The organism is Arthrobacter sp. B055-34 (genome assembly GCF_059090425.1).
The window spans coordinates 12,546-37,349 of record NZ_JBNHFQ010000004.1 but is presented as its reverse complement, the minus strand read 5'-3'; the positions used below and the strand labels follow the sequence as shown (position 1 = coordinate 37,349).

23 protein-coding genes and 1 pseudogene are annotated in these 24,804 nt (G+C 66.7%); 5 read left to right on the top strand and 19 right to left on the bottom strand.

From position 1 onward, the window contains the following. Positions 1-5: 5 nt before the first annotated feature. The 5 genes from AC5RWO_RS08635 to AC5RWO_RS08615 form a co-directional block, all read right to left on the bottom strand. Positions 6-884, bottom strand: coding sequence for a universal stress protein (locus tag AC5RWO_RS08635; RefSeq protein ID WP_498730977.1), 879 nt, complete (start codon positions 882-884; stop codon positions 6-8). 160 nt (positions 885-1,044) lie between these two features. Beyond that, entirely contained in the window at positions 1,045-2,424 is a 1,380-nt protein-coding gene (gene gabT, locus AC5RWO_RS08630) for a 4-aminobutyrate--2-oxoglutarate transaminase (protein WP_498730976.1), read from the bottom strand. A 44-nt stretch (positions 2,425-2,468) separates the two neighbouring features. After that, the gene (locus AC5RWO_RS08625; RefSeq protein ID WP_498730974.1) at positions 2,469-3,899 is read right to left on the bottom strand and encodes an aminobutyraldehyde dehydrogenase; all 1,431 of its coding nucleotides are present in this window, start codon (positions 3,897-3,899) and stop codon (positions 2,469-2,471) included. A gap of 227 nt (positions 3,900-4,126) precedes the next feature. Continuing rightward, on the bottom strand, positions 4,127-4,264 hold the full coding sequence (locus tag AC5RWO_RS08620) for a methionine/alanine import family NSS transporter small subunit (RefSeq protein WP_498730973.1): 138 nt from the start codon (positions 4,262-4,264) through the stop codon (positions 4,127-4,129). Then, a complete protein-coding gene (locus AC5RWO_RS08615; RefSeq protein ID WP_498730971.1) occupies positions 4,261-5,832 on the bottom strand; it encodes a sodium-dependent transporter in 1,572 nt (523 codons plus the stop codon). The genes AC5RWO_RS08620 and AC5RWO_RS08615 overlap by 4 nt, the downstream gene beginning before the upstream one ends. Before the next feature lie 193 nt (positions 5,833-6,025). On the opposite strand from AC5RWO_RS08615, the gene AC5RWO_RS08610 reads away from it, so the two are divergent. After that, a complete protein-coding gene (locus tag AC5RWO_RS08610; protein WP_498730970.1) occupies positions 6,026-7,459 on the top strand; it encodes a PucR family transcriptional regulator in 1,434 nt (477 codons plus the stop codon). Here AC5RWO_RS08610 and AC5RWO_RS08605 read toward each other — a convergent pair. The 9 genes and pseudogenes from AC5RWO_RS08605 to AC5RWO_RS08565 form a co-directional block, all read right to left on the bottom strand. Next, a complete protein-coding gene (locus AC5RWO_RS08605; protein ID WP_498730968.1) occupies positions 7,456-8,997 on the bottom strand; it encodes an FAD-dependent oxidoreductase in 1,542 nt (513 codons plus the stop codon). The genes AC5RWO_RS08610 and AC5RWO_RS08605 overlap by 4 nt on opposite strands. A 67-nt stretch (positions 8,998-9,064) precedes the next feature. Further along, complete coding sequence (locus AC5RWO_RS08600; protein ID WP_498730966.1) at positions 9,065-9,946, bottom strand: ABC transporter permease; 882 nt, start codon at positions 9,944-9,946, stop codon at positions 9,065-9,067. After that, positions 9,936-10,565 (bottom strand): annotated as a pseudogene (locus tag AC5RWO_RS08595) (ABC transporter ATP-binding protein); the annotation flags it as partial. The pseudogene AC5RWO_RS08595 and the gene AC5RWO_RS08600, both read right to left, overlap by 11 nt. A 128-nt stretch (positions 10,566-10,693) precedes the next feature. Continuing rightward, entirely contained in the window at positions 10,694-11,827 is a 1,134-nt protein-coding gene (locus AC5RWO_RS08590) for an ABC transporter substrate-binding protein (RefSeq protein ID WP_498730965.1), read from the bottom strand. Further along, the gene (locus AC5RWO_RS08585; protein ID WP_498730963.1) at positions 11,817-13,187 is read right to left on the bottom strand and encodes a sulfate adenylyltransferase subunit 1; all 1,371 of its coding nucleotides are present in this window, start codon (positions 13,185-13,187) and stop codon (positions 11,817-11,819) included. Before AC5RWO_RS08585 ends, AC5RWO_RS08590 begins: the two co-directional genes overlap by 11 nt. Continuing rightward, complete coding sequence (cysD, locus tag AC5RWO_RS08580) at positions 13,187-14,152, bottom strand: sulfate adenylyltransferase subunit CysD (protein WP_498730962.1); 966 nt, start codon at positions 14,150-14,152, stop codon at positions 13,187-13,189. The genes AC5RWO_RS08585 and cysD overlap by 1 nt, the downstream gene beginning before the upstream one ends. Next, positions 14,149-14,886, bottom strand: coding sequence for a phosphoadenylyl-sulfate reductase (locus AC5RWO_RS08575; protein WP_498730960.1), 738 nt, complete (start codon positions 14,884-14,886; stop codon positions 14,149-14,151). Before AC5RWO_RS08575 ends, cysD begins: the two co-directional genes overlap by 4 nt. Beyond that, complete coding sequence (locus AC5RWO_RS08570; protein WP_498730958.1) at positions 14,883-16,607, bottom strand: nitrite/sulfite reductase; 1,725 nt, start codon at positions 16,605-16,607, stop codon at positions 14,883-14,885. The genes AC5RWO_RS08575 and AC5RWO_RS08570 overlap by 4 nt, the downstream gene beginning before the upstream one ends. A 222-nt stretch (positions 16,608-16,829) precedes the next feature. After that, positions 16,830-17,552 carry a sirohydrochlorin chelatase gene (locus AC5RWO_RS08565; protein WP_498730957.1) on the bottom strand — a complete coding sequence of 241 codons (723 nt, stop codon included), beginning with the start codon at positions 17,550-17,552 and terminating at the stop codon, positions 16,830-16,832. Positions 17,553-17,691: 139 nt separating this feature from the next. Here AC5RWO_RS08565 and AC5RWO_RS08560 point away from each other — a divergent pair, with 139 nt between their 5' ends. From AC5RWO_RS08560 to AC5RWO_RS08550, 3 genes are all read left to right on the top strand, one after another. Continuing rightward, the gene (locus AC5RWO_RS08560; protein WP_498730956.1) at positions 17,692-18,315 is read left to right on the top strand and encodes a putative glycolipid-binding domain-containing protein; all 624 of its coding nucleotides are present in this window, start codon (positions 17,692-17,694) and stop codon (positions 18,313-18,315) included. Positions 18,316-18,397: 82 nt separating this feature from the next. After that, a complete protein-coding gene (locus AC5RWO_RS08555; protein ID WP_498730955.1) occupies positions 18,398-18,841 on the top strand; it encodes a hypothetical protein in 444 nt (147 codons plus the stop codon). 4 nt (positions 18,842-18,845) lie between these two features. After that, positions 18,846-19,322 (top strand): HIT family protein, encoded by a 477-nt coding sequence (locus AC5RWO_RS08550; protein ID WP_498730954.1) that lies wholly within the window; start codon positions 18,846-18,848, stop codon positions 19,320-19,322. Between the two features lie 20 nt (positions 19,323-19,342). Here AC5RWO_RS08550 and AC5RWO_RS08545 read toward each other — a convergent pair whose 3' ends face one another. The 5 genes from AC5RWO_RS08545 to AC5RWO_RS08525 all read right to left on the bottom strand — a co-directional run bounded on the left by AC5RWO_RS08545 (position 19,343) and on the right by AC5RWO_RS08525 (position 23,276). Continuing rightward, positions 19,343-19,471 (bottom strand): hypothetical protein, encoded by a 129-nt coding sequence (locus AC5RWO_RS08545; RefSeq protein WP_498730952.1) that lies wholly within the window; start codon positions 19,469-19,471, stop codon positions 19,343-19,345. Continuing rightward, entirely contained in the window at positions 19,468-19,962 is a 495-nt protein-coding gene (locus AC5RWO_RS08540) for a Rho termination factor N-terminal domain-containing protein (protein WP_498730951.1), read from the bottom strand. Before AC5RWO_RS08540 ends, AC5RWO_RS08545 begins: the two co-directional genes overlap by 4 nt. Before the next feature lie 102 nt (positions 19,963-20,064). After that, a complete protein-coding gene (locus AC5RWO_RS08535; RefSeq protein ID WP_498730949.1) occupies positions 20,065-21,165 on the bottom strand; it encodes a polyprenyl synthetase family protein in 1,101 nt (366 codons plus the stop codon). Positions 21,166-21,174: 9 nt separating this feature from the next. Next, positions 21,175-22,512: a geranylgeranyl reductase family protein gene (locus tag AC5RWO_RS08530; protein WP_498730947.1), complete on the bottom strand. Its 1,338-nt coding sequence runs from the start codon at positions 22,510-22,512 to the stop codon at positions 21,175-21,177. Between the two features lie 2 nt (positions 22,513-22,514). Further along, positions 22,515-23,276, bottom strand: a complete 762-nt coding sequence (locus AC5RWO_RS08525) for a demethylmenaquinone methyltransferase (protein WP_498730946.1) — start codon at positions 23,274-23,276, stop codon at positions 22,515-22,517. 148 nt (positions 23,277-23,424) lie between these two features. Here AC5RWO_RS08525 and AC5RWO_RS08520 point away from each other — a divergent pair, with 148 nt between their 5' ends. Then, positions 23,425-24,729, top strand: a complete 1,305-nt coding sequence (locus AC5RWO_RS08520) for an isochorismate synthase (protein WP_498730944.1) — start codon at positions 23,425-23,427, stop codon at positions 24,727-24,729. The last annotated feature ends 75 nt before the right edge of the window (positions 24,730-24,804 follow it).

Here is a 24,804-nt window from a genome sequence, read left to right as displayed (position 1 = left end):
ACCGGTCAGACGTGGCCGGGCGCATCCAGCCCGTGCACGCCCTCCTGCGGTACCACGACCATGGGCACGGGCAGTGCCCGGAGCACCTTCAGCGCCGTACTGCCCAGGAACAGCCGGTTGCGCTGGGCGAGCCGGCTTGAGCCGATGATCACCAGTTCGCCGTCGTCCCAGTCCAGGCTGTCGATGGCCTCTTCGATAGTCCGTCCGTGCGCCACGGTCACGGTTGCGGTTCCGTCGAGCGCATTGGTGGCGGCTTCCGCCAGGACGGAGTTGGCGTGCAGATGGGCCTGGTGGATCGCCTCGCCGGAGTCCGAGCGTTCGTGCGTGTCCAGCGCCACGAGCGAGACCAGCCGCAGCGGCAGGCCACGGCGGCCGGCGGCGCGCAGTGCCACGTCCCGAGCCGTCTGGGCGCCCTGCCGCTCGCCGATGAAGGCCGTCAACCGGGTCAGCGGCCCCTTCCGCTGGTAGCCGCGCGGCGCAAGGGCCACGGGCACCGGCGAGGCGTGCAGCAAGGCGTTGGCGACACTGCCTACCGAGAACCGTTTGAACAGCCCAGTGGAGGCGGCGCCGATGACGATGAGGGCGGCCGATTGCGCGGTGGCTGTCTCGATCAGGCCTTCGGCGAAGGAATCCGAGTCCACCACCCGGAATTCGGCGTCGATATCCGAAGGCACGAGTTTCAGCGCTTCGCGCCGCGCGGTCAGGACCTCCTGCTCGCCGGCGCTGACGCGCTTGCCCTGCGGATTGACGGCCACATAGGGCGCGTTTTCCGGCACCACGTAGACGATCTCCAGCCCGGTCCCCTGTGCCCGCGCAATGGCTACCGCCAGCGCGATGGCATCGGCTCCCCGGTCATCCGGCTGGTACCCCACGACATATCGCATCCGTTCCACCCTCCACCGCCGCGGCGGCTACCGCATGAGCATTATGAGGCGACTCTACCGTGAGGCAGGACACATTTCACCAGCCGCTTTCCGGAAGCACCGAGGGGACAGGGCCCGGCAAAGGCCGGATCCTGTCCCCTCGGATCAATACGCTGGACCGTCAGGCAGCGGCTGCGCGGATGGCGCCTTCCAGCACGTCGAGGGCATCCGCCAGCAGGTCGTCGCCGATGACCAGCGGCGGCAGGAGACGGACTACGTTGCCGTAGGTGCCGCAGGTCAGGATGATGACGCCTTCCTTCAGGCAGGCGGCGGAAATCGCCTTGGTCGCTTCGGCGTTCGGGGCCTTGGTAGTCGCGGCGGTACCCGACTGCACGAATTCCAGCGCCAGCATGGCTCCGCGGCCACGCACCTCGCCGATGATGTCCACCTCGGCGGCCAGCTTCTCCAGCCGCGCACGCACCTGGGACTCTATTGAGCGTGCCCGGGCGTTCAGGTCCTGTTCCTTCATCGTTTCGATGGCGGCCAGCGCCGCGGCGCAGGCCACCGGGTTGCCGCCGTAGGTGCCGCCCAGCCCGCCGGCATGGACAGCGTCCATCAGTTCCGCGCGCCCGGTGATCGCGGACAGCGGCATGCCGCCGGCGATCCCCTTGGCCATGGTGATGATGTCCGGCACGATGCCCTCGTGATCGGAGGCGAACCACTCACCGGTGCGGCAGAAGCCGGCCTGGACCTCGTCCGCGATGAAGACGACGCCCTTGTCCTTGGCCCACGCGGCCAGGGCCGGCAGGAAGCCCTCGGCCGGGACGATGAAGCCGCCCTCGCCCTGGATCGGCTCGATCAGGATCGCGGCGACGTTTTCGGCGCCGATCTGCTTCTCGATCATGGTGATCGCGCGGCGGGCAGCGTCCTCGCCCTTGATCTCGGCTTCCTCGCGGAAGGGGTAGCTCATCGGCACGCGGTAGATCTCCGGTGCAAACGGGCCGAAGCTGCCGGCCGGGCTGGACTTGTAGGGGTTGGCCTTCGCTGTCAGACCCATGGTGAGGTTGGTGCGGCCGTGGTACGCGTGGTCAAAGGCGACGACGGCGGTGCGTCCCGTAGCAACGCGGGCCACCTTGACGGCGTTTTCAACGGCTTCGGCACCGGAGTTGAACAGTACGGTGCGCTTGTCATGGTCGCCCGGGGTCAGCTCGTTCAGCTGCTCGGCAACCGCGATGTAGCCCTCATACGGGCTGACCATGAAGCAGGTGTGCGTAAAGTGCTCCACCTGTTCCTTGACCGCACCGACGACGGCGGGATCAGACGCGCCGACACTGGTCACGGCGATACCCGAGCCCAGATCGATGAAGGAATTGCCGTCGACGTCCTGGACGATACCGCCATCGGCGTCGGCCACGTAGACCGGAACGCTGGAGGCGACGCCGCCGGCCACGACCTTCGCACGGCGGGCCGCGAGTTCAACGGACTTGGGTCCGGGGAAGTCGCCGAGGATTTTGCGCTTCTGCTCGAGCCGGAACTGGGGCTCGGTAGCCTGAGTGGTCATTTCTTAGCCTTTCAACTGGTTCAGGTAGGTAGGTTTGTGCGGTGCTAAGCGTCGAGGGCGCTCATGACGTGCTTGATGCGCGTGTAGTCTTCAACGCCGTACATGGACAGGTCCTTGCCGTAGCCGGACTGCTTGAATCCGCCGTGCGGCATTTCTGCCGTGAGCAGGATGTGGGTGTTGATCCAGACGGCGCCGAAGTCCAGGTCGCGGGAGACGCGCATGGCCGTTCCGTGGTCGCTGGTCCAGACGCTGGAAGCCAGGGCGTATTCGACGTCGTTCGCCATCTCCACGGCTTCGGCCTCGGCGCCGAACTTCTGCACAGTGATGACAGGGCCGAACGTTTCCTGCTGCACAATGTCATCCGTCTGCTTCGCGCCGGTGACGATGGTGGCTTCGTAGAAGAACCCCTTGTCGCCGGCGCGCTTGCCGCCGACTGCGACCGTGCAGTGTTCCGGCAGCGCGTCCATGACGGCGTTCACGGCGTTGAAGTGGTTGATGTTGTTCAGCGGCCCGAAGTAGTTCTCGGCGTCATTCTCGGAGCCGGTCCGCAGCGTCCTGGTGTGCTCGACCATGGCGTTGACCAGATCATCATGCGCGGCTTCTTCCACCAGCACGCGGGTGATGGCCGTGCAGTCCTGGCCGGCGTTGAAGAAGGCGAATTCGGCAATGGCCGCGGCACTCTTCTTGATGTCGGCATCGGCGAAAACAATGGCAGGAGCCTTGCCGCCGAGTTCCAGGTGTGCGCGCTTCAGTCCCTTGGCGGCTCCGCTGGCCACGGCGATTCCGGCGCGGACGGAACCTGTGATGGAGACCAGGCCCGGTGTCTTGTGTTCCACCATGGCAGCGCCCGTGCCAGCGTCGCCGAGGACAACGTTGACGACGCCGGCCGGGAAGATGTCCTTGATCAGCCGGGCCAGCACCAAGGTGGACTCCGGCGTAGTGTCGGAAGGCTTGAGCACCACGGTGTTTCCGGCGGCCAGGGCCGGGCCGATCTTCCAGACGGCCATCAGCAGCGGATAGTTCCACGGTGCCACCTGTGCGACCACGCCGATCGGCTCCCGGCGCACAAAGGACGTGTGCCCTTCCATGTATTCGCCGGCGGACTTGCCTTCGAGCAGGCGTGCCGCCCCGCCGAAGAAGCGTAGCTGGTCGGCACCGGCGGCCACCTCTTCAGAGGCAATCATTTCCCTGACCTGGCCGGTATTGCGGTGCTGCGCCTCGACCAGTTCCTCGCTGTGGGCTTCCATCGCGTCCGCGAGCTTGAGCAGCAGCAACTGGCGCTGGCTGGGTGTGGCGTGCTTCCAGGTCTTGAAAGCAGCGGCCGCCGCAGCCATCGCATCATCGACGTCGGATTCAACCGAGACCGGGGACTGGGCCACCACTTCGCCGTTGGTCGGGTTGATGATGTCGAGCAGCTCGGTTCCGGCGGGAGTAACGAATTCGCCGTTGATGAAGTTCTGCAGGGTCTGAACCACGGTTTACATCCCTTTTCTGGCCTCAGGCCGTAACGCGCATAACCGGTCAGCGGCTAGTGATTGCCGCAACACTGCCGACAATATGCCCCCGTCTGCACCGCAGCCATAGCTTCCTGCACACGGACCGGCGCTGCCGTTCGTGCACTTGTCCAGCCGACCAGCACCCGGCACGCGTCGATGCCCCGCTGCACAGGCAACGGGGCATCGACAGAAGGAATCAACAGGCATCAGAGCTCCGGCGCGTGCTCCTCGGGCATTCTGGTGTCGTCTTCCGGGTGCCGCTGGAGGTTGACCAGCGCGAGGCCAAGGCCTCCCCAAACGGTCAGGATGGCAATGATCAGCATGACGATGGCCGCGGTGCTCATTTGCTTACCTCTTTCTTATTCGGCGCATCCAGCACAGGGTCGTTGGCCGCGGATTTGCTGCTCCACGGGATGAAAGACAGGACCAGGGCAACCACGATCAGCGCCACCACCATGCCCCAGCCGAAGACGCCCACAAACCACGTTGGCATCTCGCCGTAGCCTTCCTGGATTTTCCTGATCAATTCGCTGATCAGTATGTAGCCGAGGACGATCGGCGACAGGATGCCCACGAGGATCCGCCAGGGAAGCCCGAGCTTGATCGAGGACACGTCGCTGACGTGCCCGCCCAGCAGCGGCAACTTCCGGAAGGCGTAAGTCAGCAGCAGCACCGTGACGAACGCACAGGCCATGATGCCGAAGTTGTTGACGAAGGCATCCGTGACGTCCAGCAGGTTTAGTCCGGTGGTGGTCGGGAAGAGCAGAATGGAGATCAGCGCCAGCGGGATCCCAACGATCCATGTGGTCTTGACCCGCCCCATGCCCAGCTTGTCCTGTACGGCCGAGATGATCACTTCGATGATGCTGATCAACGAGGTGAAGCCGGCGAAGACCAGCGATCCGAAGAAGAGGACGCCGAGCAGCGCGCCCAGCGGGGCCTCTGAAATGATGGTCGGGAAGGCAATGAAGGCAAGGCCGATGCCGCCGGCACCGGCAACGTCGCCAACCTCTGCGCCCGCGGTAAAGGCCATGAAACCGACGGCGGCAAAGACACCGATGCCGGCCAGGATCTCGAAACCGGAGTTGGAGAACGCGACAACAAAGCCGGAGCCGGTCAGGTCCGTCTTGCGCTTGAGGTAGGACGCGTAGGTAACCATGATGCCGAAGGCCACGGACAGGGAGAAGAAAATCTGGCCGTAGGCAGCCGCCCACACTCCGGTGTTGGTCAGCGCACCCCAATCGGGGGTGAACAGGGCGTCCAGCCCGTCGGCCGCACCGGGCAAGAACAGCGACTGGACTACCAGGAGCAGGAACATCACCAGCAGCAACGGCAGGAAGATGATGTTGGCCCGGCCGATGCCCTTCTGGACGCCCGCCGCCAGGACCAGCAGCACCAGGGCCCAGACGATGACCAGCGGGATGAGCACATTGGGTACAAACTCGAAACCGACGTTGACGTTCTCGCTGACTTGCAGGAATTCACCGAGGAAGAACCCGGCAGGATCGGCGCCCCAGGCCTCGGTGAACGAGAAGATCATGTACATGCCGGCCCACGCGATGATCACCGCGTAGTAGATGGAGATAACGAAGCAGATGGCCACCTGCCACCAGCCGAGCCCCTCGGCCTTGGGTGTAAGCCGGCGGAAGGCCAGCGGCGCGGAGCCCCGGTGGCGGTGCCCCACTGCATAATCGAGGAACAACAGCGGGATGCCGGCCGTCAGCAGTGCGACCAGATACGGAATGATGAACGCCCCGCCGCCGTTTTCATACGCGACGTAGGGAAAGCGCCAGATATTACCCAGGCCGACGGCGGAGCCGATGGCGGCGAGAATGAATACTTTGCGGGTGGACCACATCTCACGCGGCGGTTTGGCCGGCGGCGCCCCTTTCGGGTGCGGCAGATTGCTCATGCTGGGACCTCTTAACGATTGCAAAATGACTGATTTCGCCCATCATAGACCCGGCCCCATGCGCGAGGAACAGCACCCCGCTGGTCAACGCACAAACCGTTATCCGTTTCAGCCGCGTGCCTCTTCGGTTTTCCCGCTCCACCACCAGCGTCCTGCAGTGCAGCTGCACAATGAATGCCCGTATAGTGGCCCTATGGCTGTCTCTCTTGCCAATCTCCTGGCCCAAAAGTCCCTGCACCTGCGCGTCGTGGGGAAGGCAGCCGGCAATCCCGATGCGGCCATCACCTGGGTAGCTACTACCGAACTGGAAGACCCGCTGCCTTTCCTCAGCGGCGGCGAGGTGGTGCTGACCACCGGGCTGCGCCAAAAGACCGCTGCCGCCCAGCGGCGCTTCGTTGCGCGCGTCCACGAGGCCGGCGCCGTAGCCATCGGCTTCGCTTTGGGCCTCTCGCACAGCAAAGTTCCGCCGGCGTTTCTGAACCAGGCGGACGAACTGAACCTGCCGGTGTTCGAAATCCCTTACGAAACACCGTTCGTCGCGATCAGCCGGATGGTGGCCGATGCGATCTCGGCCGACCACTACCGCAAGCTGGAGCGGCTGCTCTCCGACCACCAGGCTCTCTCGGCCTCGTTGCTGGGCGGCGGCGGGCTGCCGGCGCTGCTGCGCACCCTGGCAGGAATGGTGGGTACCGACGTCGAGCTTTCGCAGTATGGCGCCGTTCTGTACAGCACCGGAGCCGGCGCCACCGGCAGCTGGAACAAGGTGCCCATCGCCACCGGGCTGAAGGACCGCTGCACCCTTGCCCTGGCGGAACCGTACGAGCGCAATGCCATCGTCGACTATGCGCAGAGCATGATCAGCCTGGAACTGAGCAACCAGGCCAAGCACCGGGCGGCCCAGCGCAATGCCGCCGGACAGATCCTGCAGGATATTGTCCGCGGCACCCTTCAGGGGCAGGATGCCACGCTGAGGCTGAACACCATCGGCGTGGACACCGCCCGGCGCCAGCTGGTCATGCTGGTCCAGACCGCCACCGGGCAGCGCCCCGCCCTGCGGACCTTGCCGCTGCCCGCCGCCTTCGAAGGGGCCGCCACCGGGCTCGTCGACGAGCGGCTGGTTCTGGTGGTCCAGGACGCCGAGTCCGGCGAGCGGCTCGGCGAAGAACTCAGCAGCTACCTGTACGACGCGGGCCTCACCGCCACCGTGGGTGTGGGCGGCAGTTATGCCCAGCCCAACGGCCTGCGCTGGAGCTACTTCGAGGCGAAGGAAGCCCTCACCCACGGCGCCCGGCTGAACGTTCCGCAGCGGCTGTCGCTGACCTCGCTGCTGATGGCCTCCGAAGACGTGCCGCTGGCCGACCTCGCCGCCGAGGCGCTTGATCCGCTGGCTGAGTTCGACGCCGCCCACGATGCCCAGCTCATGTCCACGCTGGAAACCTATCTGGAACTGAACGGTTCGGTGGCCGCGGTCGCGGAGACCCTCGGGCTGCACCGGAACTCCGTGCGGTACCGGCTGGCCCAGATCATCGAGCTGACCGGCTACGACCCGGCGTCCACTGCTGACCGGGTCCATCTCTGGCTGGCCCTGACCGTGCGCCGGCTCGCGGCCGAATCCGGTTCCTCCTAGCTCCGTTCCGTTCCGGCGGCAACGGCGGCCGCTCCCCCGGAGGCAGCGACGGCCCCCGCTGGGCGGGAGATCCGGACCATGTCCTCCCGCGGTACTACCTTGACCCGTTCGCGCGCCACCGGGCTGGCTTCCGTTGCTTCGGCACCCAGTGCCCGCTCGTGGGCATCCAGTTCCAGCCAGCCGTCCCACGTGGTGTATTCCACCCCGCGGTCCCCGAGCAGTTCCAGAATGGCGGCTTCGTCCGGCCGCGCCGCAGCCGGCAGTCCGGCACGGTCCGCCAGCAGATGGGTGACGGTTTCCAGCGCGTCGCCCTTGGTGTGCCCGATCAGGCCCACCGGACCGCGCTTGATCCAGCCCGTGGCATACAGTCCCGGTATCGCATTTCCGTCAGCATCCAGCACTTTGCCGCCGTCGTTCGGGAGCACGCCGCGCTGGTGGTCGAATTCCACGTCGGGCAGCGCGGATCCGAAGTAGCCCACCGCCCGGTAGACGGCCTGGACCGGGTACTCGACGATCTCGCCGGTGCCGCGCACATTGCCGGTACCGTCGAGTTCGGTGCGCTCGAAACGGATTCCCGTGGTCCGGCCGGCTGCCTCGCCGCTGCCGGCGAGGATTTCCACCGGGTTGTGCAGGAAGTGCAGGTGCAGCCGGCGGGAAGCTCCGGTGTCCTGCTCTTCCACGAGCCAGTTGGTGAGCGTATTGACCATGGTCTTGGTCTGGTTGTTGGAGCGGATCTGCTCGTCCGAGCCTTCATCGAAGTCAAAGTCCTCCGGGTAAAGGACAATGTCGACGTCGCGGGAATGCGAAAGTTCGCGCAGCTCCAGCGGCGTGAACTTCACCTGCGCCGGACCGCGGCGACCGAAGACGTGGACATCGGTCACCGGCGAATTCTTCAGGCCCCGGTAGACGTTGTCCGGGATCTCGGTTGTCAGCAGATCGTCGGCGTGCTTGGACAGGATCCGCGCCACGTCCAAGGCCACATTCCCGTTGCCGATGACCGCGATTTCCTTGGCATCGAGGGGCCATTCGCGCGGCACATCCGGGTGGCCGTCGTACCAGGAGACGAAGTCCGCCCCGCCGAAGGAGCCTTCAAGCTCGACGCCGGGAATGTTCAGGTCCGCGTCCTTAATGGCGCCGGTGGCGAGGATGACGGCATCGTAGTGTTCGCGCAGGTCGGCCAGGGACAGGTCCGTGCCGTAGTCCACATTGCCGAAGAACCGGATGTCGCCGCGGTCCAGCACCTTGTGCAACGCCGTCACGATCCCCTTGATGCGCGGGTGGTCCGGGGCGACGCCGTAGCGGATCAGTCCGTACGGGGCCGGGTAGCGGTCGAAGAGGTCGATGCTGACCTGCACTGCGCCGGATGCCACCTCGTCGCTTTTCGTGAGGATATCGGCGGCATAAACGCCGGCCGGACCGGAACCAACGACGGCGACGCGGAGCGGCCTTGCGCCGTCGGAATGCGGAGCCAGTGCAGCCTCCGGCTCGGATGACTTTCCTGCGCCTGACTGGGGCGAGGCAAGGGGGGATGTGGTCATGGGAGTGTTCCTTTCGGAGAATTCAGGTCAGTGGGAAGAGAGGTTGTGGAGGGCGAGTCTTGCGGATTCAGGCCGCACCGGACTTCAGCAGTCCCCGACCGCGCAGCAGCCTGCGCTCCACGGGGGCGAAAACCAGCAATTCGATGACAATGCCGATGGCCAGGATCAGCAGAATGGCCGACACGACGATGGCCATATCGGACAGGTCCCGGCCCTGCTGCAGCAACGAGCCCAGGCCGAAACCCATGGACCCGCCGACGGTGATGATTTCGGCCGCCATCAGCGAGCGCCAGGAGAAGGCCCAGCCCTGTTTAAGACCGCCGATGTAGCCGGGCAGCGCGGCCGGGAGGATGATCCTGGTCGCCTGCTGCCAGCGGTTGGCGCCCAGGACATGGCCTACCCGCAGGAACTGCGGCGGCACCTGGTCAACACCGGAAATGAGCCCATTGATTATCGAAGGCACGGCCCCCATGAGCACCACGAAGTACACCGTGGCATCGGTCAGGCCGAACCAGATGATGGCAGCCGGAACCCAGGCTACGGACGGCAGGACCTGCAGCCCGGAGATGAGCGGGCCGAACGCGGCTCGCAGCCCCTTGTGCTGGGACAGCAGCAGGCCGGCCGGGGTTGCGATCACTGCCGCGATCAGGAATCCGAGCACACCGCGTTCGAGACTGGTGAGGATGGTCTCCTGCGCTGCGCCGTTGCCCCACAAGGAGCCCAACGCCGCGGCCACGTCGGCGGGTCCGGGCAGGATGTCCGGGCGCGGCTGCACGATCCAGATGTACATTTGCCACACATAGACGATGGCGGCGAGCGCGAACACGGGCAGCAGGGCCTTGCCGATGGCCGGCCTGACCGTTGGCCGGCCCGGTTGCTCTGCCTGCAGCGCATCCAGTCCGGCTTCGAGCTGCCCGACGTCGTCGTTGGATTCTGTCTCAAGCCGCATGACGGCGGATCTCCCGTCGCAGCTCGGTGGTGATTTCGCCGGCCAGTTCGGCACGGTCCCGGGCGTCCAGCCCGTCTCCGACATTCCATTCGGCAACGATCCGACCGGGCCGGGAGGACATCAGCAATACCCGCTGCCCCAGCCTGACCGCTTCACGGACATTGTGCGTGATGAAGATGATGGTCCGCCCGGTCCGGCGCCAGATCCGTTCCAGTTCGTCATGCAACAGGTCCCGGGTGATGGCATCGAGGGCGGCGAACGGTTCGTCCATCAGCAGCAGCTCACGGGACTGGGCCAGCGACCTGGCCAAGGCCACCCGCTGGCGCATGCCACCGGACAGTTCGTGCGGACGCTTTTTCCCGGCTCCGCCCAAGTGGACCAGCTCCAGCAATTCCCGAGCCTGTTCTGTCCGCTCCTGCCGTCCCACCCCGCGCAGTTCCAGCGCCAGCTCGACGTTGGCCTGCGCCGAAAGCCAGGGAAACAACGAGGCGTCCTGGAACATAAACGCCGCTTCCGGAGCTTTCAGCTCTCCTGCCGTTGGTTCTTCCAGACCGGCCACTAAGTTCAGCAGCGTGGACTTGCCACAGCCCGAGGCGCCGAGCAGCGCAACGAACTCGCCTCGCTCCACGCTCAGATTGACGTTGTCCAGCACCAGCGGGGCGTCCGGTCCGAAGCGTTTGGACAGGCCGCTGATTTCCAATTGGGCGCCGGTGCGTTGCAGCACACTGTTTTGGGAAGTCATGGTCCTTACTCCTTGCCCAGGCCGGCAGCAGGAACGGCAGGCTTGTCTTCCTGCGTCCGGAGACCGTTGAGGATGGACAGATCCAGGATGCTGCTGATATCGGCCTGCTCGGTGGTGCCGGCCGTGACGCCGTCCTCCAGCAGCTGGGCCAGTGCGCTGGCGTGGGGATCCACGGTGAACGTGATGTTCGCCAGCGAGCGCCGGATCACCTCGTCGGTGAGCGGCAGGCCATGAGCGCCTTCCAGCCCCGCATTGATGGCATCCGCCACCTCGGCCGGATCTGCTGCCGACGTCTCGTTGAGCCAGTCCACGGACCGCTGTTCGCCGGTGATCAGCGCCTTGACCTGCTCGGGATGCCGGTTCAGGAAGTCGGTGCCCACAATCAGCAGCGTGGTGGTGAATTGGCCCTCCGGCCACAGGTCCCGTTCATCGACCAGCACCTTCGCGCCGGCTTCGAGCACAAGCCGCGAGGCCCACGGTTCCGGCACCCACGCACCGTCGATCTGTCCGTCCTTGAACAGCTGCAGGGTCCCTGCGTTCTCCGTCGGGTTGATGGTGGCACCTGCCTGGCCGTCGGCGGCGATCGCAATCCCCTGTTCCTTCAGCCAGACCCGCAGGGCAACATCCTGCGTCCCGCCAAGCTGCGGCGTGGTCAGCGTGGCTCCCTCCAGGTCCTCGGGGTTGTCGATTCCTTCCCGCACCACCAGCTGGGCACCCCCGGAACTCGCCCCCGAGACGATCCGCAGGGACCGTCCCTCGCTCTGCACATAGGAGTTGATCGCCGGATTAGGGCCGATGAACGCCGCGTCGATGGCGCCGGCATTCAGCGCCTCCACGGCGGCCGGACCGGCGTTGAAGACCTGCGTGGACAGTTCCGTCCCGCCAAGTTCCTCGGCGAAAAACCCCTTGTCCACTCCGATCAGGGCCGGTGCATGGGTCACGTTGGCGAAGTAGCCGAGCCGCAGCTCCTGCGCATTACTGACCGGAACCTCGGCCTCACGTCCACCGCTGCGGTCGGCTGCGCCGGAAGCAGCGACCGCCCCGGCAACAATCGCGACGGCCAGCCCGACGGCGAGCAGGATTTCGGACGTGCGGCTGGAGAGCAGGAGCCCTTTCTTCCGGGCCCGTTTAGCCGCCACGAGGCTCCCCCTCCCCGTCCGGAATCCCGCTGGCGATGCCGGCGGCGAGGGTGTTGCCGTCCACGGGATCGATCACTAGGAAGGCCCCGGTCCGACGGTGCCGTTCGTAGGCTTCGACCGGCAGCGCCGAGGCCAGCCGGATCTCGAAGGTTCCGATGTCGTTGAGCCCCAGGTCCGTCGCCGGCTCCTGCGAAAAGCTGGCCAGATCAAGTCGGCCGGTGATGGAGCGGACGAGCCCCTGCACGGTCCTGCTGCCGTGCTTGATCAGCACCTTGGCGCCCTGGCGCAGCGGCTTGGGCGAGAGCCAGCACAGCGAGGCGTGCAGGTCCTGGCTTGCCGTAGCGAAGGTGCCGGTTTCCACCAGCAGGTCGCCGCGGCTGATGTCGATATCGTCGCTGAGCCGCAGCACCACGGACTGCGGCGCGGAGGCCTCCTTCAGGGAGGTGCCGGCGAAATCGATGCCGGCCACCGACGTCGTTATTTGGGTCCCGGCGGCGGAGCCGAGCACGGTGACGCTGTCGCCGACGCGGACCACACCGGAGGCCAGTTGCCCGGCGTAACCGCGGTAGTCGCGGAACGCCTCGGGGTCCAGCCCCGGCGCCAGCGCTCCCTGCGGCCGGATGACAGACTGCACGGGGAACCGGAACGCTTCGAATTCGTTCTCGAGTTCGTCCACCGCGGGCAGCGTTTCCAGCACCTCGAGCAGCGCCGGCCCGGTGTACCAGGGCGTGCGGGCCGAGAGCTCGACGACGTTATCGCCTTCCAGCGCGGAGACCGGCACAACGCGCACGTCGGGCAGCCCCAGCTCCGCGGCGGCGGCCAGCAACTGTTCCTCCACATCCCGGAACACGGCCTCGCTGAACTCCACCAGGTCGATCTTGTTGACCGCGGCGACGATATGCGGCACCCGCAGCAACCGGGCCACGGCCAGATGCCGCCGGGTCTGTTCCAGCACTCCCTTGCGGGCATCGATAAGTACGACGACGGCATCCGCCGTGGATGCGCCGGTCACCGTGTTCTTGGTGTACTGCACGTGGCCCGGGCAGTCGGCCAGGATGAAGCTGCGCTTTTCGGTGGCGAAGTAGCGGTAGGCGACATCGATGGTGATGCCCTGTTCCCGCTCGGCGCGCAGGCCGTCGGTCAGCAGGGCCAGGTCGATCTGCTGACCCTGCCCGCTGCCGGACGCGGTTCCGCCGAAGCCGCGCTCGGCGCTGGTGCGGGTGACCGCTTCGAGCTGGTCCGCGAGGATCGATTTGCTGTCATGCAGCAGCCGGCCCACCAGCGTGGACTTGCCGTCGTCGACGGAACCGGCCGTGGCGAAACGGAACAGCGTGGCGGTCTGGAAGTCGGTGGTGGTCATTAAAAGTACCCGTCCTTCTTGCGGTCTTCCATGGCGGCCTCGGAGATGCGGTCATCGGCCCGGGTGGCGCCACGTTCGGTCAGGGTGGAGGCCGCGACTTCGATGACGACGTCGTGGGCGGTAGCGGCGGCGGATTCCACGGCGCCGGTGCAGGACATGTCCCCCACCGTCCGGTAGCGCACCGTCCTGGTCAGCACTTCCTCGCCGTCACGCGGCCGCGACACTTCGCCGACGGCCCGCCACATGCCGTCCCGCCGGAACACCTCGCGTTCATGGGCGTAGTAGAGGCCGGGCAACTCGATGCCTTCGCGCTCGATGTAGCGCCAGACGTCCAGCTCGGTCCAGTTCGAGATCGGGAACGCGCGGACGTGCTGGCCTACGCTGTGCCGGCCGTTGTAGAGGTTCCACAGTTCGGGGCGCTGGTTGCGCGGGTCCCACTGGCCGAACTCGTCGCGCAGGCTCAGGATCCGTTCTTTCGCCCGCGCCTTGTCCTCGTCCCGCCGGCCGCCGCCGAAAACCGCGTCGAACCGGTGACGCGAAATCGCGTCCAGCAGAGGAACCGTCTGCAGAGGGTTGCGGGTGCCGTCCGCCCGCTCGGACAGCTCGCCGCGGTCGATGAACTCCTGCACGCTGCCCACCACCAGGCGGAGCCCCAGCCTTTCCACGGTTCGGTCGCGGAATTCGAGCACTTCTGGGAAATTGTGGCCGGTGTCCACGTGCAGCACCGGGAACGGCACCTTGCCGGGCCAGAAGGCCTTGGTGGCCAGGTGCAGCATCAGCACAGAATCCTTGCCGCCCGAGAACAGCAGGGCCGGCCGCTCAAACTCGGCGACCACCTCGCGGATGATGTGGATGGCCTCGGATTCCAGCGCGTCCAGCGAAGACAGGGCGGCGCGCGGGGCGCTGGCTGCCGTAGTGGGTGCCCCGGCGGGCGGGCGGTCTTCGGTCAGGTAAGTGGTGTTCATTGGTGGATTCCGCATTCCGTCTTGGCGAGGCCGGCCCAGCGGCCGGCACGAGGGTCTTCGCCCGGGGCAACCGGGCGGGTGCAGGGCTTGCATCCAATGGACGGATAGCCGTTGGACAGCAGCAGGTTCACCGGCACGCCGTTCCGGCCGGCGTACTCCAGCAGGTCATCGAAACTCCAGCCTGCCAAGGGGTTGACCTTGACCAGGGCATGCGCGCTGTCCCAGGTGACGAGTTCGGTGTTGGTCCGCGTGGGTGCCTCATCGCGGCGGACGCCGGTGAACCAGATGCCGTAGCCAGACAGGGCCTTTTTCAGCGGGCGCATCTTGCGCAGTTCACAGCACAAGGCCGCGTCGCGCGAGAACAGGTCCGTGCCGAGGCTGCGGTCCTGCTCGGCCACCGTCTGCTCCGGCAGCACGTCCACCACGTTGACGTCCAGCGAACGCGCTACCTCGTTGCGCGTGGCCTGGGTTTCCGGAAAGTGGTAGCCGGTCTCCAGGAACAGGACATCGACGCCGGGCAGATGCTGCGCGACCAGATGCGGCAGTACCGCATCGGCCATGGAGCAGGCGACGGCGGCCTCGGCTGTGCCGAAGTTCCGTGCCACCCAGGCGACAACCTCGGGTGCCGGGGCGTCCCACCCCAGTTCGGCCGTCCCGGCGTCGGCCAGCGCACGCAGCTGCTCCTCGCTCCGGGAACGGGATGACGATGTTGCCGTGGTTGGACGTGCGGTCATTTCAGTGCTCCTTCCTCGGCGCGGTGCGCCCATTCCGCGAAGGTCTCGCCGTCGTTCTTTGCTGTGGTGTACTGCCGGATGAGCCGCTCCACGTAGTCGACCAGGCCATCCGCCGTGACCTTCAGGCCACGGACGGTCCGGCCCAGGCCCGGTTCCGCACGGTCCACTGCGGCCAGTCCGCCGCCCAGGTGGACCTGGAAGCCCGGGGTCTGCCCGCCGCTGCCGTCCGGCAGCAACTGGCCCTTGAGCCCGATGTCGGCGGTCTGGATCCGGGCGCACGAGTTCGGGCAGCCGTTGATGTTCAGGCTCAGCTGCTGCGGCAGTTCCCCGCTGTCCGCGAGGTCCTTGAGCCGGGTTTCCAGCTCGGTGATCGCCGCGGCGGCGGTGGTCTTGGTGTCCACGATCGCGAGCTTGCAGAATTCAATCCCGGTGCAGGCGATGGTGCCGCGGCGGAACAGGGAGGGTGCGGCGCTGAGGCCGAGCCCGTCGAGTTCTGCCGTCAGCTCCGCCACATGTTCCTCGGCGATGTCCAGCAGCACCAGTTTCTGGTGCGGTGTGGTCCGCAGCCGGTAGGAGCCCTTGGCCTCCAGCAGGTCGGCCAGCTGGACCAGCGTGCTGCCGGAAACGCGCCCCACCACCGGCGTGACGCCGAGGTAGAACCGGCCGTCCTTCTGCCGGTGCACGCCGACATGATCACCGGGCGAGGTGGGCTTGGGCGCGGCCGGGCCGTCCGGCAGCGGGGCGGAGAGGTACTCCTCCTCCAGGACGGCACGGAACTTCTCCGGTCCCCAGTCGGCCAGCAGGTATTTCAGCCGGGCCTTGTTGCGCAGCCGCCGGTACCCGTAGTCACGGAAGATGCTGGTGACGCCGACCCACACTTCGGCCGTCCGCTCCGGCGGGACGAAGACGCCCACCCGTTCGGCCAACCGCGGATTGGTGGACAGGCCGCCGCCCACCCAGAGGTCGTAACCGGGACCGAACTCGGGGTGCACCACGCCCACCAGTGCGAAGTCGTTGATCTCGTGGACCACGTCCTGGCTCGGATGGCCGGTGATGGCGGTCTTGTATTTGCGCGGCAGGTTGGCGAAGGACTCATCTCCGATGTAACGCTCGGAGATTTCCCGGATGGCCGGCGTCGGGTCGATGATTTCGTCCGCCGCGATGCCCGCCACGGGTGAGCCGAGGATGACGCGCGGCACGTCGCCGCAGGCTTCGGTGGTGGAGAGTCCGGCCGCCTCCAGCCGGTTCCAGATTTCCGGCACGTCCTCCACCCGGATCCAGTGCAGCTGGATGTTCTGCCGGTCGGTCAGGTCCGCAGTGTCCCGGGCAAACTCCGTGGAGATCCCGCCGATCACCCGGAGCTGGTCGGTGCTCAAGGCGCCGCCGTCGATACGCACGCGGAGCATGAAGTACTTGTCTTCGAGCTCGTGCGGTTCCAGCGTGGCGGTCTTGCCGCCGTCGATCCCCGGCCGGCGCTGGGTGTACAGCCCCCACCATCGGAAGCGGCCGTGCAGGTCGGTGGCCTCGATGGAGTCGAAGCCGCCCTTGGCGTAGATCTGCTCGATCCGCTGGCGGACGTTGAGCCCGCCGTCCTGCTGCTTCCATTCCTCGTTGCCGTTCAGCGGCTCGGTTCCGTCGACCTTCCACTGGCCGTGCGGCTTGGTGGGCGGACGGGACGGCCTGCCTGTTCTGGTCTCTGCGGATGCTGCTGGTGCGCTCATAGTGGACGAGCGTACGGAGCCCGCCGGACCGGCGACAATGCTCCCGAAACATCCGGTCACGGCCTGTTGCGCGACGTATTGTGCGGAAATATTGCCCGTCTTCCGACGACTTATTACGCGCTTCCCGTAATGAAAGCATCGCTTGCAAAACGTCGAAAGCGCCCTACCCAGCCGCGCGGGGGCCGCCTGACCGCGGCCGTGGTGCCGGCCTATCCGCAGGTGCTATCCGCGGGTGAAGTTCGCGGCCACGGCAGCGTCGTAACGGTCCAGCACCAGCTGGGCCAGGACCGGGTGCGGCAGCAGCGGCCCGGTGACGATGTCCGCACCGGCGCCGGCAAGTTTGTCGTGGAAGAACCCCGGCGCCAGCAGGTAGGACGCCACCACCACCCGAGCAGGCCCCACCCCGGCGGATCCCGCTCGGGCCGATTCCTGCCGGGCAGCAGCCACGGCCTCGGCCACGGACGGCCTCGCCGAGGCACCGAAGCCCGCGGTCACCGGACCGAAACGCAGCTTCCGCAGCATGCCGGCCAGTTCCGCCACGGCTCCCGCTGCCGCCGTCAGGCTGGATCCGGCCGCGGCCAGCACCACGGCGTCGTCGTCAGTTGCCCCCGACTCCGCCAGACGTTCCTGCAGCAGCGCGGCCAGCCGCTCATCAGGACCCAGGGGTTCGGCCGCACAGGTGGCCGGACGGCTTTCCACCGCCTGCCGGATGTCCACGCTCGTGTGGTATCCCGCGGAGAGCAACAGCGGAACAACGACGGCGCGGCGCCCTGCCGGCAACGCGGCAACGACGTCGGGCAGCGCCGGCTCCTGTACGTCCACGTAGGCCTCGAGCACCTCGGTCCCCGGCCGCAAGCGGGCCACGTCGTGGCGGAGGGCATCGATGGCGCGGCGGCCTGCCGGGTTGGACGTTCCGTGCGCGCAGGCAATCAGGACAGGTGGCATGAGGCAATACAATAGCGGCAGTTTCCCCGGCGCGGGCGCTGAAGAACGGCACCGGGCGCAATGAACGGTCATGTGCCTGCCGCCCCTGCTGCCCGCCGGGGGTCTTGCCATATCCGGGCACAGGCACAAGGCTTGGGCCATGGCACATGAAACGCATGAAAGCCGGACGCACAGTTGGCTGGGTGAGGACGACCCGAGCCGGGCTGATTCGGCCACGATCAACCTCGAGCCCGAGCGGCTGACCGCCCACGGCGCCTCCCGCACCTCCGAATACGCCGCCAGCTGGTCGCTGACCACCACGCAGAACTGGTTCACCGAGCGCCTGATGGTCACAGTGCACGGCCACGGCTGGAGCCGCCACCTGGAACTGCTGCGCGCGACCAACGGCGAGTGGAGCGCAGAAACGCGCGCCTGGGGCACCGTTGACCTGCCCGAGCCGGGGCTGGCGGATCCGTCCGCGCTGGTCGGGGCCGTGGACTGCGACCTGGGGCTGTGCCCGGTCACCAACACCATGCCGATCCTTCGCCTGGGCCTGGTCCATGACGAGCAGGTCACCGCCGACCTCGCCGTCGCGTTTGTCCGGATGCCCAGCCTGGAGGTGGTTCCGGCCCTGCAGCGCTACACCGGAATCAAGGCGTACGACGACGTTACCGGCACCGCGCTGATCGGTTTCGATTCGGGCAACTTCAGTGCCGAAGTCACGGTTGACGCGGACGGCATCGTGATTGACTACCCCGGGCTGGCGCAGCGCCGCCGGAGCTGAGGCCGGAGGGGTAACAGGGCTGGCCAACGGGCACCCGCAGGTAGGATGGTGAGCGACCCACCCCACCAGTCAAGGAGCCCCCATGCCCGAAATGTTCGTGGACAAGTTCCGTGCCCTCGTCCCCAAGTACCTGGGCCGGAAGTGGAGCGAAGAAGACGGCATCTCCTACGACGAACTCGAAGGCCTCCTCGGCGAACACAAATTCCAGATTCCGCAGGCGCTCGTGGAGTTCTACCATGCGCTGGGCGGCTGCGAGGACCTGATGGAGGCCCACGATTTCTTCTGGGATCCGGACGAGCTGGAAATCGAGGACGGCTACCTGCTCTTTCTCGACGAAATGGATGAAGAAGCCAACTGGGGCTTCCGGACCGAGCACCTTGCCGTACCCGATCCCATCGTCTGGATCCGCACCAACACCGGCAAGCAGCGCTGGCAGAGCGAGGAATCCACCTTCAGCGAGTTCGTCTTCGACATGTTCGACTGGGTCTTCAATGACGATGAGAACGACGACGAACTGCAAGACTGACCCCATGATCTGGCCGAGCCACGCTCCCGAAAATTACCAGTGCCCGTTCTGCGACTTTGCCTCCGGCGAGTTCCGGTTCCAGAAGAACCTCTGCCGCCCGGAGGATCTGGTGGCCTCCACGGACTTGGCCATGGCTTGGATCGCGTCGCACGGCTTTGAGCCCGAACCCGGGCACGTGCTGGTGGGGCCGAAGGAACACTTCGAACTGCTCTACGACATGCCCGACGATGTCCTGGCAGAGATCGCGTCGCTGAGCCGTGACATCGCTGTCGCCATGAAGAAGGCCTGGCAGCCGGACGGTATTACCACCCGCCAGCACAACGAGCCCGCCGGGAGCCAGCACGTCTGGCACTACCACCAGCACGTGCTGCCCCGCTGGCACGACGACGGACTGTACTTCACGCCGCAGCGGCCCATCGTGGATCCCGCCATCCGGGCACGCAAGGCCGCCGAGCTCCGGGCGGTCATGGCGCAGCTCTAACAGGCCGGCGCCGGAGCGCTTTAGGCGTCTTCGCGGTTCGGATTCTCCAGCCGGAAGAAGTTGGAGTCGCTGCCGTCGGTGCGCTGTTCCTGGTAGATGAAGTTCAGCCGGCGCTCATCGAAGGTCTTGAACCATTCATCCCAGCTCACGTGCTGCAGGTCCTGGCTGTCCCCGCCGAAGTCGAAACGCAGGACGCCCAGATGGTCATCGTGTTCGGTACCGCTGCGGTGGCAGGCGTGGCGTTTCGCTCCTCTGCCCACTGCTTGATCACCTCGTGGTGTGTGGTGACCAGGCTGCGGCCCTCGCGCTCCGGTTCGTCTTCCGGGGACGTCACTTCCTGCGAATACTTCAGCGAGTCCGAGCTGTCCGGGCCGGTGCGGACCTTGCCATCGTCAGGACCGGCACCCACATCCCCGCTTTCGCTGCGGCCGCCGTCACCGTCGCCGCTGGAAGCCGGTTTGCCGCCGTCGTTGTTCGCCGCTGCCAAAGCATCGACCAGGTCTTCCTTTTTCATGTCGTGGACGCCGCTGACACGGGCCTTTTTGGCCGCGTCGCGCAGTTCGTCCACCTTCATGTTGCGGAGTTCGGTCTCGCTGACGTCCGGGGTGTCCGGAGTCTGGTTGCCAGGTTTTTCAGCCACGGAAGCCGTCTTTTCCACAGAGGTTGCCTTTATCTGCGAACCTACTGCAGTTCCGCTCCGGCCACTAGGGGAAGTCCCGCATTGGCCAAGGCGGTACCGGGATCAGACGTCGCGGTCGACAACCGCCTCGGCAAACGCGGTCAGGGCCAGCTTGACGGTGCTTTCCGGCAGCCGTTCCAGGGCCGCTTTGGCGTCATCGGCCCATTTGCGGGCCACGGTCCAGGCATCGGCGGTCACCGGGTGTTCGCGCAGTGCTTCGACGGCGCGGGTCAGGGCCTCGTCCGACGTCAGGTCCGCGTCCACCAGCTTGAGTACGGAGGCCGCCGAGTTGTCGCCGGCCGCAGCGGCCTGGCGCAGCAGCAGGACCGGCAGCGTGGGCACACCCTCGCGCAGGTCGGTGCCGGGCGACTTGCCGGACTTGACTTTCAGCCCGGTGACATCGATGACGTCGTCCGCGAGCTGGAAGGCCACGCCGACCTTTTCGCCGTACTCCAGCATCATGTCCACCACATCGGAACCGGCGTTGGCGAACATAGCACCCAGCTGGCCCGAGGTCGCGATCAGCGAACCGGTCTTGTCCGCGATGACCGAAAGGTAGTGCTCCACAGGATCTTCCTCTTCGCGCGGTCCCACGGTTTCGTGCAGTTGGCCCAGCACCAGCCGTTCGAAGGTGCGGGCCTGGATCTTGACGGCTTCCGGGCCGAGCTCCGAGACCAGGATCGATGCGCGGGCAAAGATCAGGTCGCCGGCGAGAATCGCCACTTGGTTGCCCCAGACCTCATGGGCCGTGGGCGCGCCGCGGCGGTAGGGGGCGGAGTCCATCACGTCGTCGTGATACAGGGTAGCGAGGTGAGTCAGCTCAACAACGACGGCGGCCTGCAGCACCTCGGGCACGGGGCCCTCCCCCAGCTGGGACGCCAGGATGGTCAGCAACGGGCGGATGCGTTTGCCGCCGGCCTCGACGAGATGCCGGCTGGTGGTGTCCGCCAGCGGATCCGAGTGCGCGATGGCGGCACGCAGCCGCTTCTCCACTCGGGCCAGGGCCGTGGATACGGCGGGCCCGAGAGCGGGATCCTGGGCCACCGGGGCGAAGCCCGCCGGCAGGTTCAGGCTGGTGGCGAGGGCGGCGGTGGCCGTGTCCAGCTCCAGGGAGTCCGGCACGCCGGCACCTGCAGGAGTCCAGCTCGGTTTTGCGTCAGTCACTGTATAACACTAACTAATCGTCGGGGCAGATGGGGTGCGGCTGTGCGTGGAAAGGCCTTGGTTGGATGCCGGCGGCGTGAGTCTCTCCAGCAGATGAATAACTCTATCCTCAAAACCCTTGCCGTCCTGGTCCGTCAGGTTGGCGAGCATCCGCACCACGAAGCGCATCAGCACCGGCACCGGCATTCCGGTACGCAGTGCCAGCTTCATGATGGCAGGTTTTCCGATCAGGCCGGCAAAAACGCGGCCCAGCGTGAAGTGGCTTCCCCAGTGGCCCTGGATGATCCCGGCGTAGCGGGCGAGCGAGGAATCGAAGCCGGCCTGGCTGAGGCTCTGGCCATGTGAACCGCCCAGCCGGCCAAAGGTGTCGGCAATCAATTCCGCGGCGTAGCGGGCCGATTCCATCGCGTAGGAAATGCCCTCGCCGTTGAACGGGCTGACCATGCCGCCGGCGTCGCCGAGCAGCAGCAGTCCGGGTGAGTAGTGCGGAGTCCGGTTGAAGCCCATCGGCAGAGCCGCGCCGCGGATCTCGCCAACTTGGTTCTCCGCGGTGTAGCCCCACTCGGCAGGCATGGCGGCGGTCCAGTCCCGCAGCACCTGCTTGTAATCCAGCTTGCCGAAGGAGCGCGACGAGTTCAGGATGCCCAGGCCCACGTTCGAGGTGCCGTCGCCGACGCCGAAGACCCAGCCGTAGCCAGGCAGCGGGTTGCCCTGGGCATCGGGCAGTTCCAGCCAGCCCTCCATCCAGTCATCGTCGTGCCGGGGGCTGGTGAAGTAGGTCCGCACGGCCACGCCGAGCGGCCGGTCGTCGCGTTTTTCAATGCCGAGGCTCAGGGCCGTGCGGGTTGAATTGCCGTCGGCTGCGAGGACGACGTCGGCGTTGAAGTCCTGCGTCTGCCCCGTCTTCCGGCCGCGTTCGTCCAGGATGTTGGCGCGCACCCCGGTGACCCGGCCGGCGTCGTTCCTCAGCGCAGTGGAAACGGAATGGCGTTCCAGCACCTTGGCCCCGGCCGCCTCGGCATGGCGGGCCAGTTCCTCGTCGAAGCCCAGCCGGGTGCGGATCAAACCGTAGTCCGGGAAGTCCGAGAGCTCCGGCCAGGCAAGTTCCAGCCGCCGCCCGCCGGCGATCAGGCGCAGGCCCTTGTTGCGCCGCCAGCCGGCAGATTCCTCATGAGGCAGGCCCAGCAACTGGACCTCGCGGACGGCGCGCGGGGTCAGGCCGTCGCCGCACACCTTCTCGCGCGGAAACGACGTCTTTTCCAACACGGTAACTTCAATACCCGCTTTGGCCAGATAGTAGGCAGCGGTTGAGCCGGCAGGTCCGGCCCCGACAATCAGAACGGCCACGGTTACAGCGCAGCCCTCGTGCCCCGGCGGCGGAGCGCGGTTTGGGCGTCAGCGTTGGCCGCGTCGGTCCGGCCCGGCTTCCGGGCGCGGTGCACGGCCACGATGCCGCCGGTGAGGTTGCGGTAGGCCACGTCCTGCCAGCCCTCCTCGGCGATCCACTGGGCCAGCTCGTTCTGATTGGGCCAGGCGCGGATGGATTCGGCCAGGTAGATATAGGAGTCCGGGTTGGACGAGATCTTGCTGGCGATGGCCGGCAGCATCCGCATCAGGTATTTGGTGTACATGGTGCGCCAGACCGGAAAGGTCGGCGAGGAGAACTCGGCGATGACCAGCCGGCCGCCGGGCTTGGTCACGCGCAGCATCTCCTGCAGCGCCTTGCGCGGTTCATTCACATTGCGCAGGCCAAAGGAGATGGTCACGGCGTCGAAGGAGTTGTCCGCGAACGGCAGGCTGGTGGCGTCCCCGGCGACGAAGTCGATGTCCGGGCGGCGGCGCTTGCCCACCTGCAGCATGCCCAGCGAGAAGTCACAGGCCACCACGTGGATGCCCGCATCGGCATAAGGCTCGCTGGAGGTGCCGGTTCCGGCGGCCAGATCCAGGACGCGCTGGCCCCGCTTGGCACCGACGGCGTCCACCACAATCCGACGCCACCGACGGGTCTGCCCCATGGACAGAACGTCATTGACGACGTCGTACTTTGGGGCGACGTCATCAAACATGGCTGCTACTTCATCAGGGCGCTTGTCCAGGGATGCACGGTTCACCCGTTCATTGTCTCAAAGTTTGCCGCGACGGTTTGCCGTCTCCCAAGACCCGGCGCTGGAGCGGCCGCCGTCGCCGCGCAACGGCGGGTGTGGGCCAGCTTGCACCGGTGCTTTGGCGCGCCGGAGGCGGGGTAACCTTGAAGTCATTATGACCTCCCTGCGCGCCGTCACCGTTGACCTCGGTGAGCACTCTTCACCGACCGGAATACTGGACTATCTGGTCCGTGACGACGTGCTCTGCTGGGTCCGCCGCGGCGGCGGCCTGGTCGGTTTCGGCGAGGTCGCCCGGTTCACCGATGCCGGTCCCGGCCGGTTCCAGACCGCGGCCCGCTGGTGGCGGGAGCTGCAGCAGGACGCGGAGGTGGACAACCCCGTCGGCCTGCCCGGCACCGGACTGGTGGCCTTCGGCTCGTTCGCCTTCTCCAAGACCTCCGGCCACGCCTCGCGGCTGATTGTTCCGCAGGTTGTTGTGGGCCTCGGCGAACAGGGCTGCTGGCTGACCTATATAACCGACGACGACGGCGCTGACCTGAGCGCCGAGACAGCCGAGGCCGCGCTGGCCGGCTGGCTGGATGAGATTTCCGCCGAGCGCGGCGCTGAAACCGCCGACCGCCTGCACCCGGGGCAGGTTTCCGAAAGTGCCTTCAAGGCCGCGGTCGCAGCGGGCGTGGAGAAGATCTCCGGCGGCGGATTGAGCAAGCTGGTGCTCGCCCGCGACGTGATCGCCGAGCTCTCCTCCCCCATCGCCACCGCCCAGGTGCTGCGCGAACTGGCGATCCGCTACCAGGACTGCTGGACCTACGGCGTGGACGGCCTCATCGGCTCCACGCCGGAGATGCTGATCAAGGTCGAGAACAACGTAGCCCGCGCCCGGGTCCTGGCCGGGACGCTGGACCGCGCCAATACCCACAAGATCGACGGCGAGTCCGACGCCGCCTACGCTGAACGGGTGCTCGCCGGCTCGGAGAAGCAGCAGCACGAGCACGAGATCGCCATCGACTCCTTGACGCGCAAACTGGAGCCGTACACCTCCGAGATGACCTCGCACAGCGAACCCTTTGTGCTCGAACTGCCCAACGTGTGGCACCTGGCCTCCGATGTGTCGGCGGAGCTGTCCACCAATGGCGGCCACGCGCCGTCGTCGTTGGAACTGGCCGAAGCCGTCCACCCCACCGCGGCGGTCTGCGGTACGCCCACCGAGGTGGCCGGCGCACTGATCCGCGAACTCGAGCAGATGGACCGCGGCCCTTACGCCGGTCCGGTGGGCTGGACCGACGGGGCCGGAAACGGCGAATGGGGTATTGCCCTGCGCGGCGCCGTGGTGGAAAGCCCCACCCGCGTGCGCCTCTATGCCGGCTGCGGGATTGTCGACGCTTCGACACCGGAAGCGGAACTAGCGGAAACCTGGGCCAAGTTCAGGCCCATGATGGAAGCCCTGGGCCTGCGCCGCTAGCCGTGGCCGAAGCACTCTTGCTGGTCGCGGCGCATAACAATTTGGACAGTTGGGCGAGTCCGGCTTGTTGACTAA

What these genes read in the sequence shown, in the direction of transcription:
- AC5RWO_RS08620 (WP_498730973.1), bottom strand. Translation starts at nt 4,264, where the DNA reads ATGAGCACCGCGGCCATCGTCATGCTGATCATTGCCATCCTGACCGTT.
- AC5RWO_RS08605 (WP_498730968.1), bottom strand. Translation starts at nt 8,997, where the DNA reads ATGACCACATCCCCCCTTGCCTCGCCCCAGTCAGGCGCAGGAAAGTCA.
- AC5RWO_RS08575 (WP_498730960.1), bottom strand. Translation starts at nt 14,886, where the DNA reads ATGACCGCACGTCCAACCACGGCAACATCGTCATCCCGTTCCCGGAGC.
- AC5RWO_RS08600 (WP_498730966.1), bottom strand. Translation starts at nt 9,946, where the DNA reads ATGCGGCTTGAGACAGAATCCAACGACGACGTCGGGCAGCTCGAAGCC.
- AC5RWO_RS08585 (WP_498730963.1), bottom strand. Translation starts at nt 13,187, where the DNA reads ATGACCACCACCGACTTCCAGACCGCCACGCTGTTCCGTTTCGCCACG.
- AC5RWO_RS08570 (WP_498730958.1), bottom strand. Translation starts at nt 16,607, where the DNA reads ATGAGCGCACCAGCAGCATCCGCAGAGACCAGAACAGGCAGGCCGTCC.
- AC5RWO_RS08610 (WP_498730970.1), top strand. Translation starts at nt 6,026, where the DNA reads ATGGCTGTCTCTCTTGCCAATCTCCTGGCCCAAAAGTCCCTGCACCTG.
- gabT (WP_498730976.1), bottom strand. Translation starts at nt 2,424, where the DNA reads ATGACCACTCAGGCTACCGAGCCCCAGTTCCGGCTCGAGCAGAAGCGC.
- AC5RWO_RS08520 (WP_498730944.1), top strand. Translation starts at nt 23,425, where the DNA reads ATGACCTCCCTGCGCGCCGTCACCGTTGACCTCGGTGAGCACTCTTCA.
- AC5RWO_RS08615 (WP_498730971.1), bottom strand. Translation starts at nt 5,832, where the DNA reads ATGAGCAATCTGCCGCACCCGAAAGGGGCGCCGCCGGCCAAACCGCCG.
- AC5RWO_RS08635 (WP_498730977.1), bottom strand. Translation starts at nt 884, where the DNA reads ATGCGATATGTCGTGGGGTACCAGCCGGATGACCGGGGAGCCGATGCC.
- AC5RWO_RS08555 (WP_498730955.1), top strand. Translation starts at nt 18,398, where the DNA reads ATGCCCGAAATGTTCGTGGACAAGTTCCGTGCCCTCGTCCCCAAGTAC.
- cysD (WP_498730962.1), bottom strand. Translation starts at nt 14,152, where the DNA reads ATGAACACCACTTACCTGACCGAAGACCGCCCGCCCGCCGGGGCACCC.
- AC5RWO_RS08550 (WP_498730954.1), top strand. Translation starts at nt 18,846, where the DNA reads ATGATCTGGCCGAGCCACGCTCCCGAAAATTACCAGTGCCCGTTCTGC.
- AC5RWO_RS08565 (WP_498730957.1), bottom strand. Translation starts at nt 17,552, where the DNA reads ATGCCACCTGTCCTGATTGCCTGCGCGCACGGAACGTCCAACCCGGCA.
- AC5RWO_RS08560 (WP_498730956.1), top strand. Translation starts at nt 17,692, where the DNA reads ATGGCACATGAAACGCATGAAAGCCGGACGCACAGTTGGCTGGGTGAG.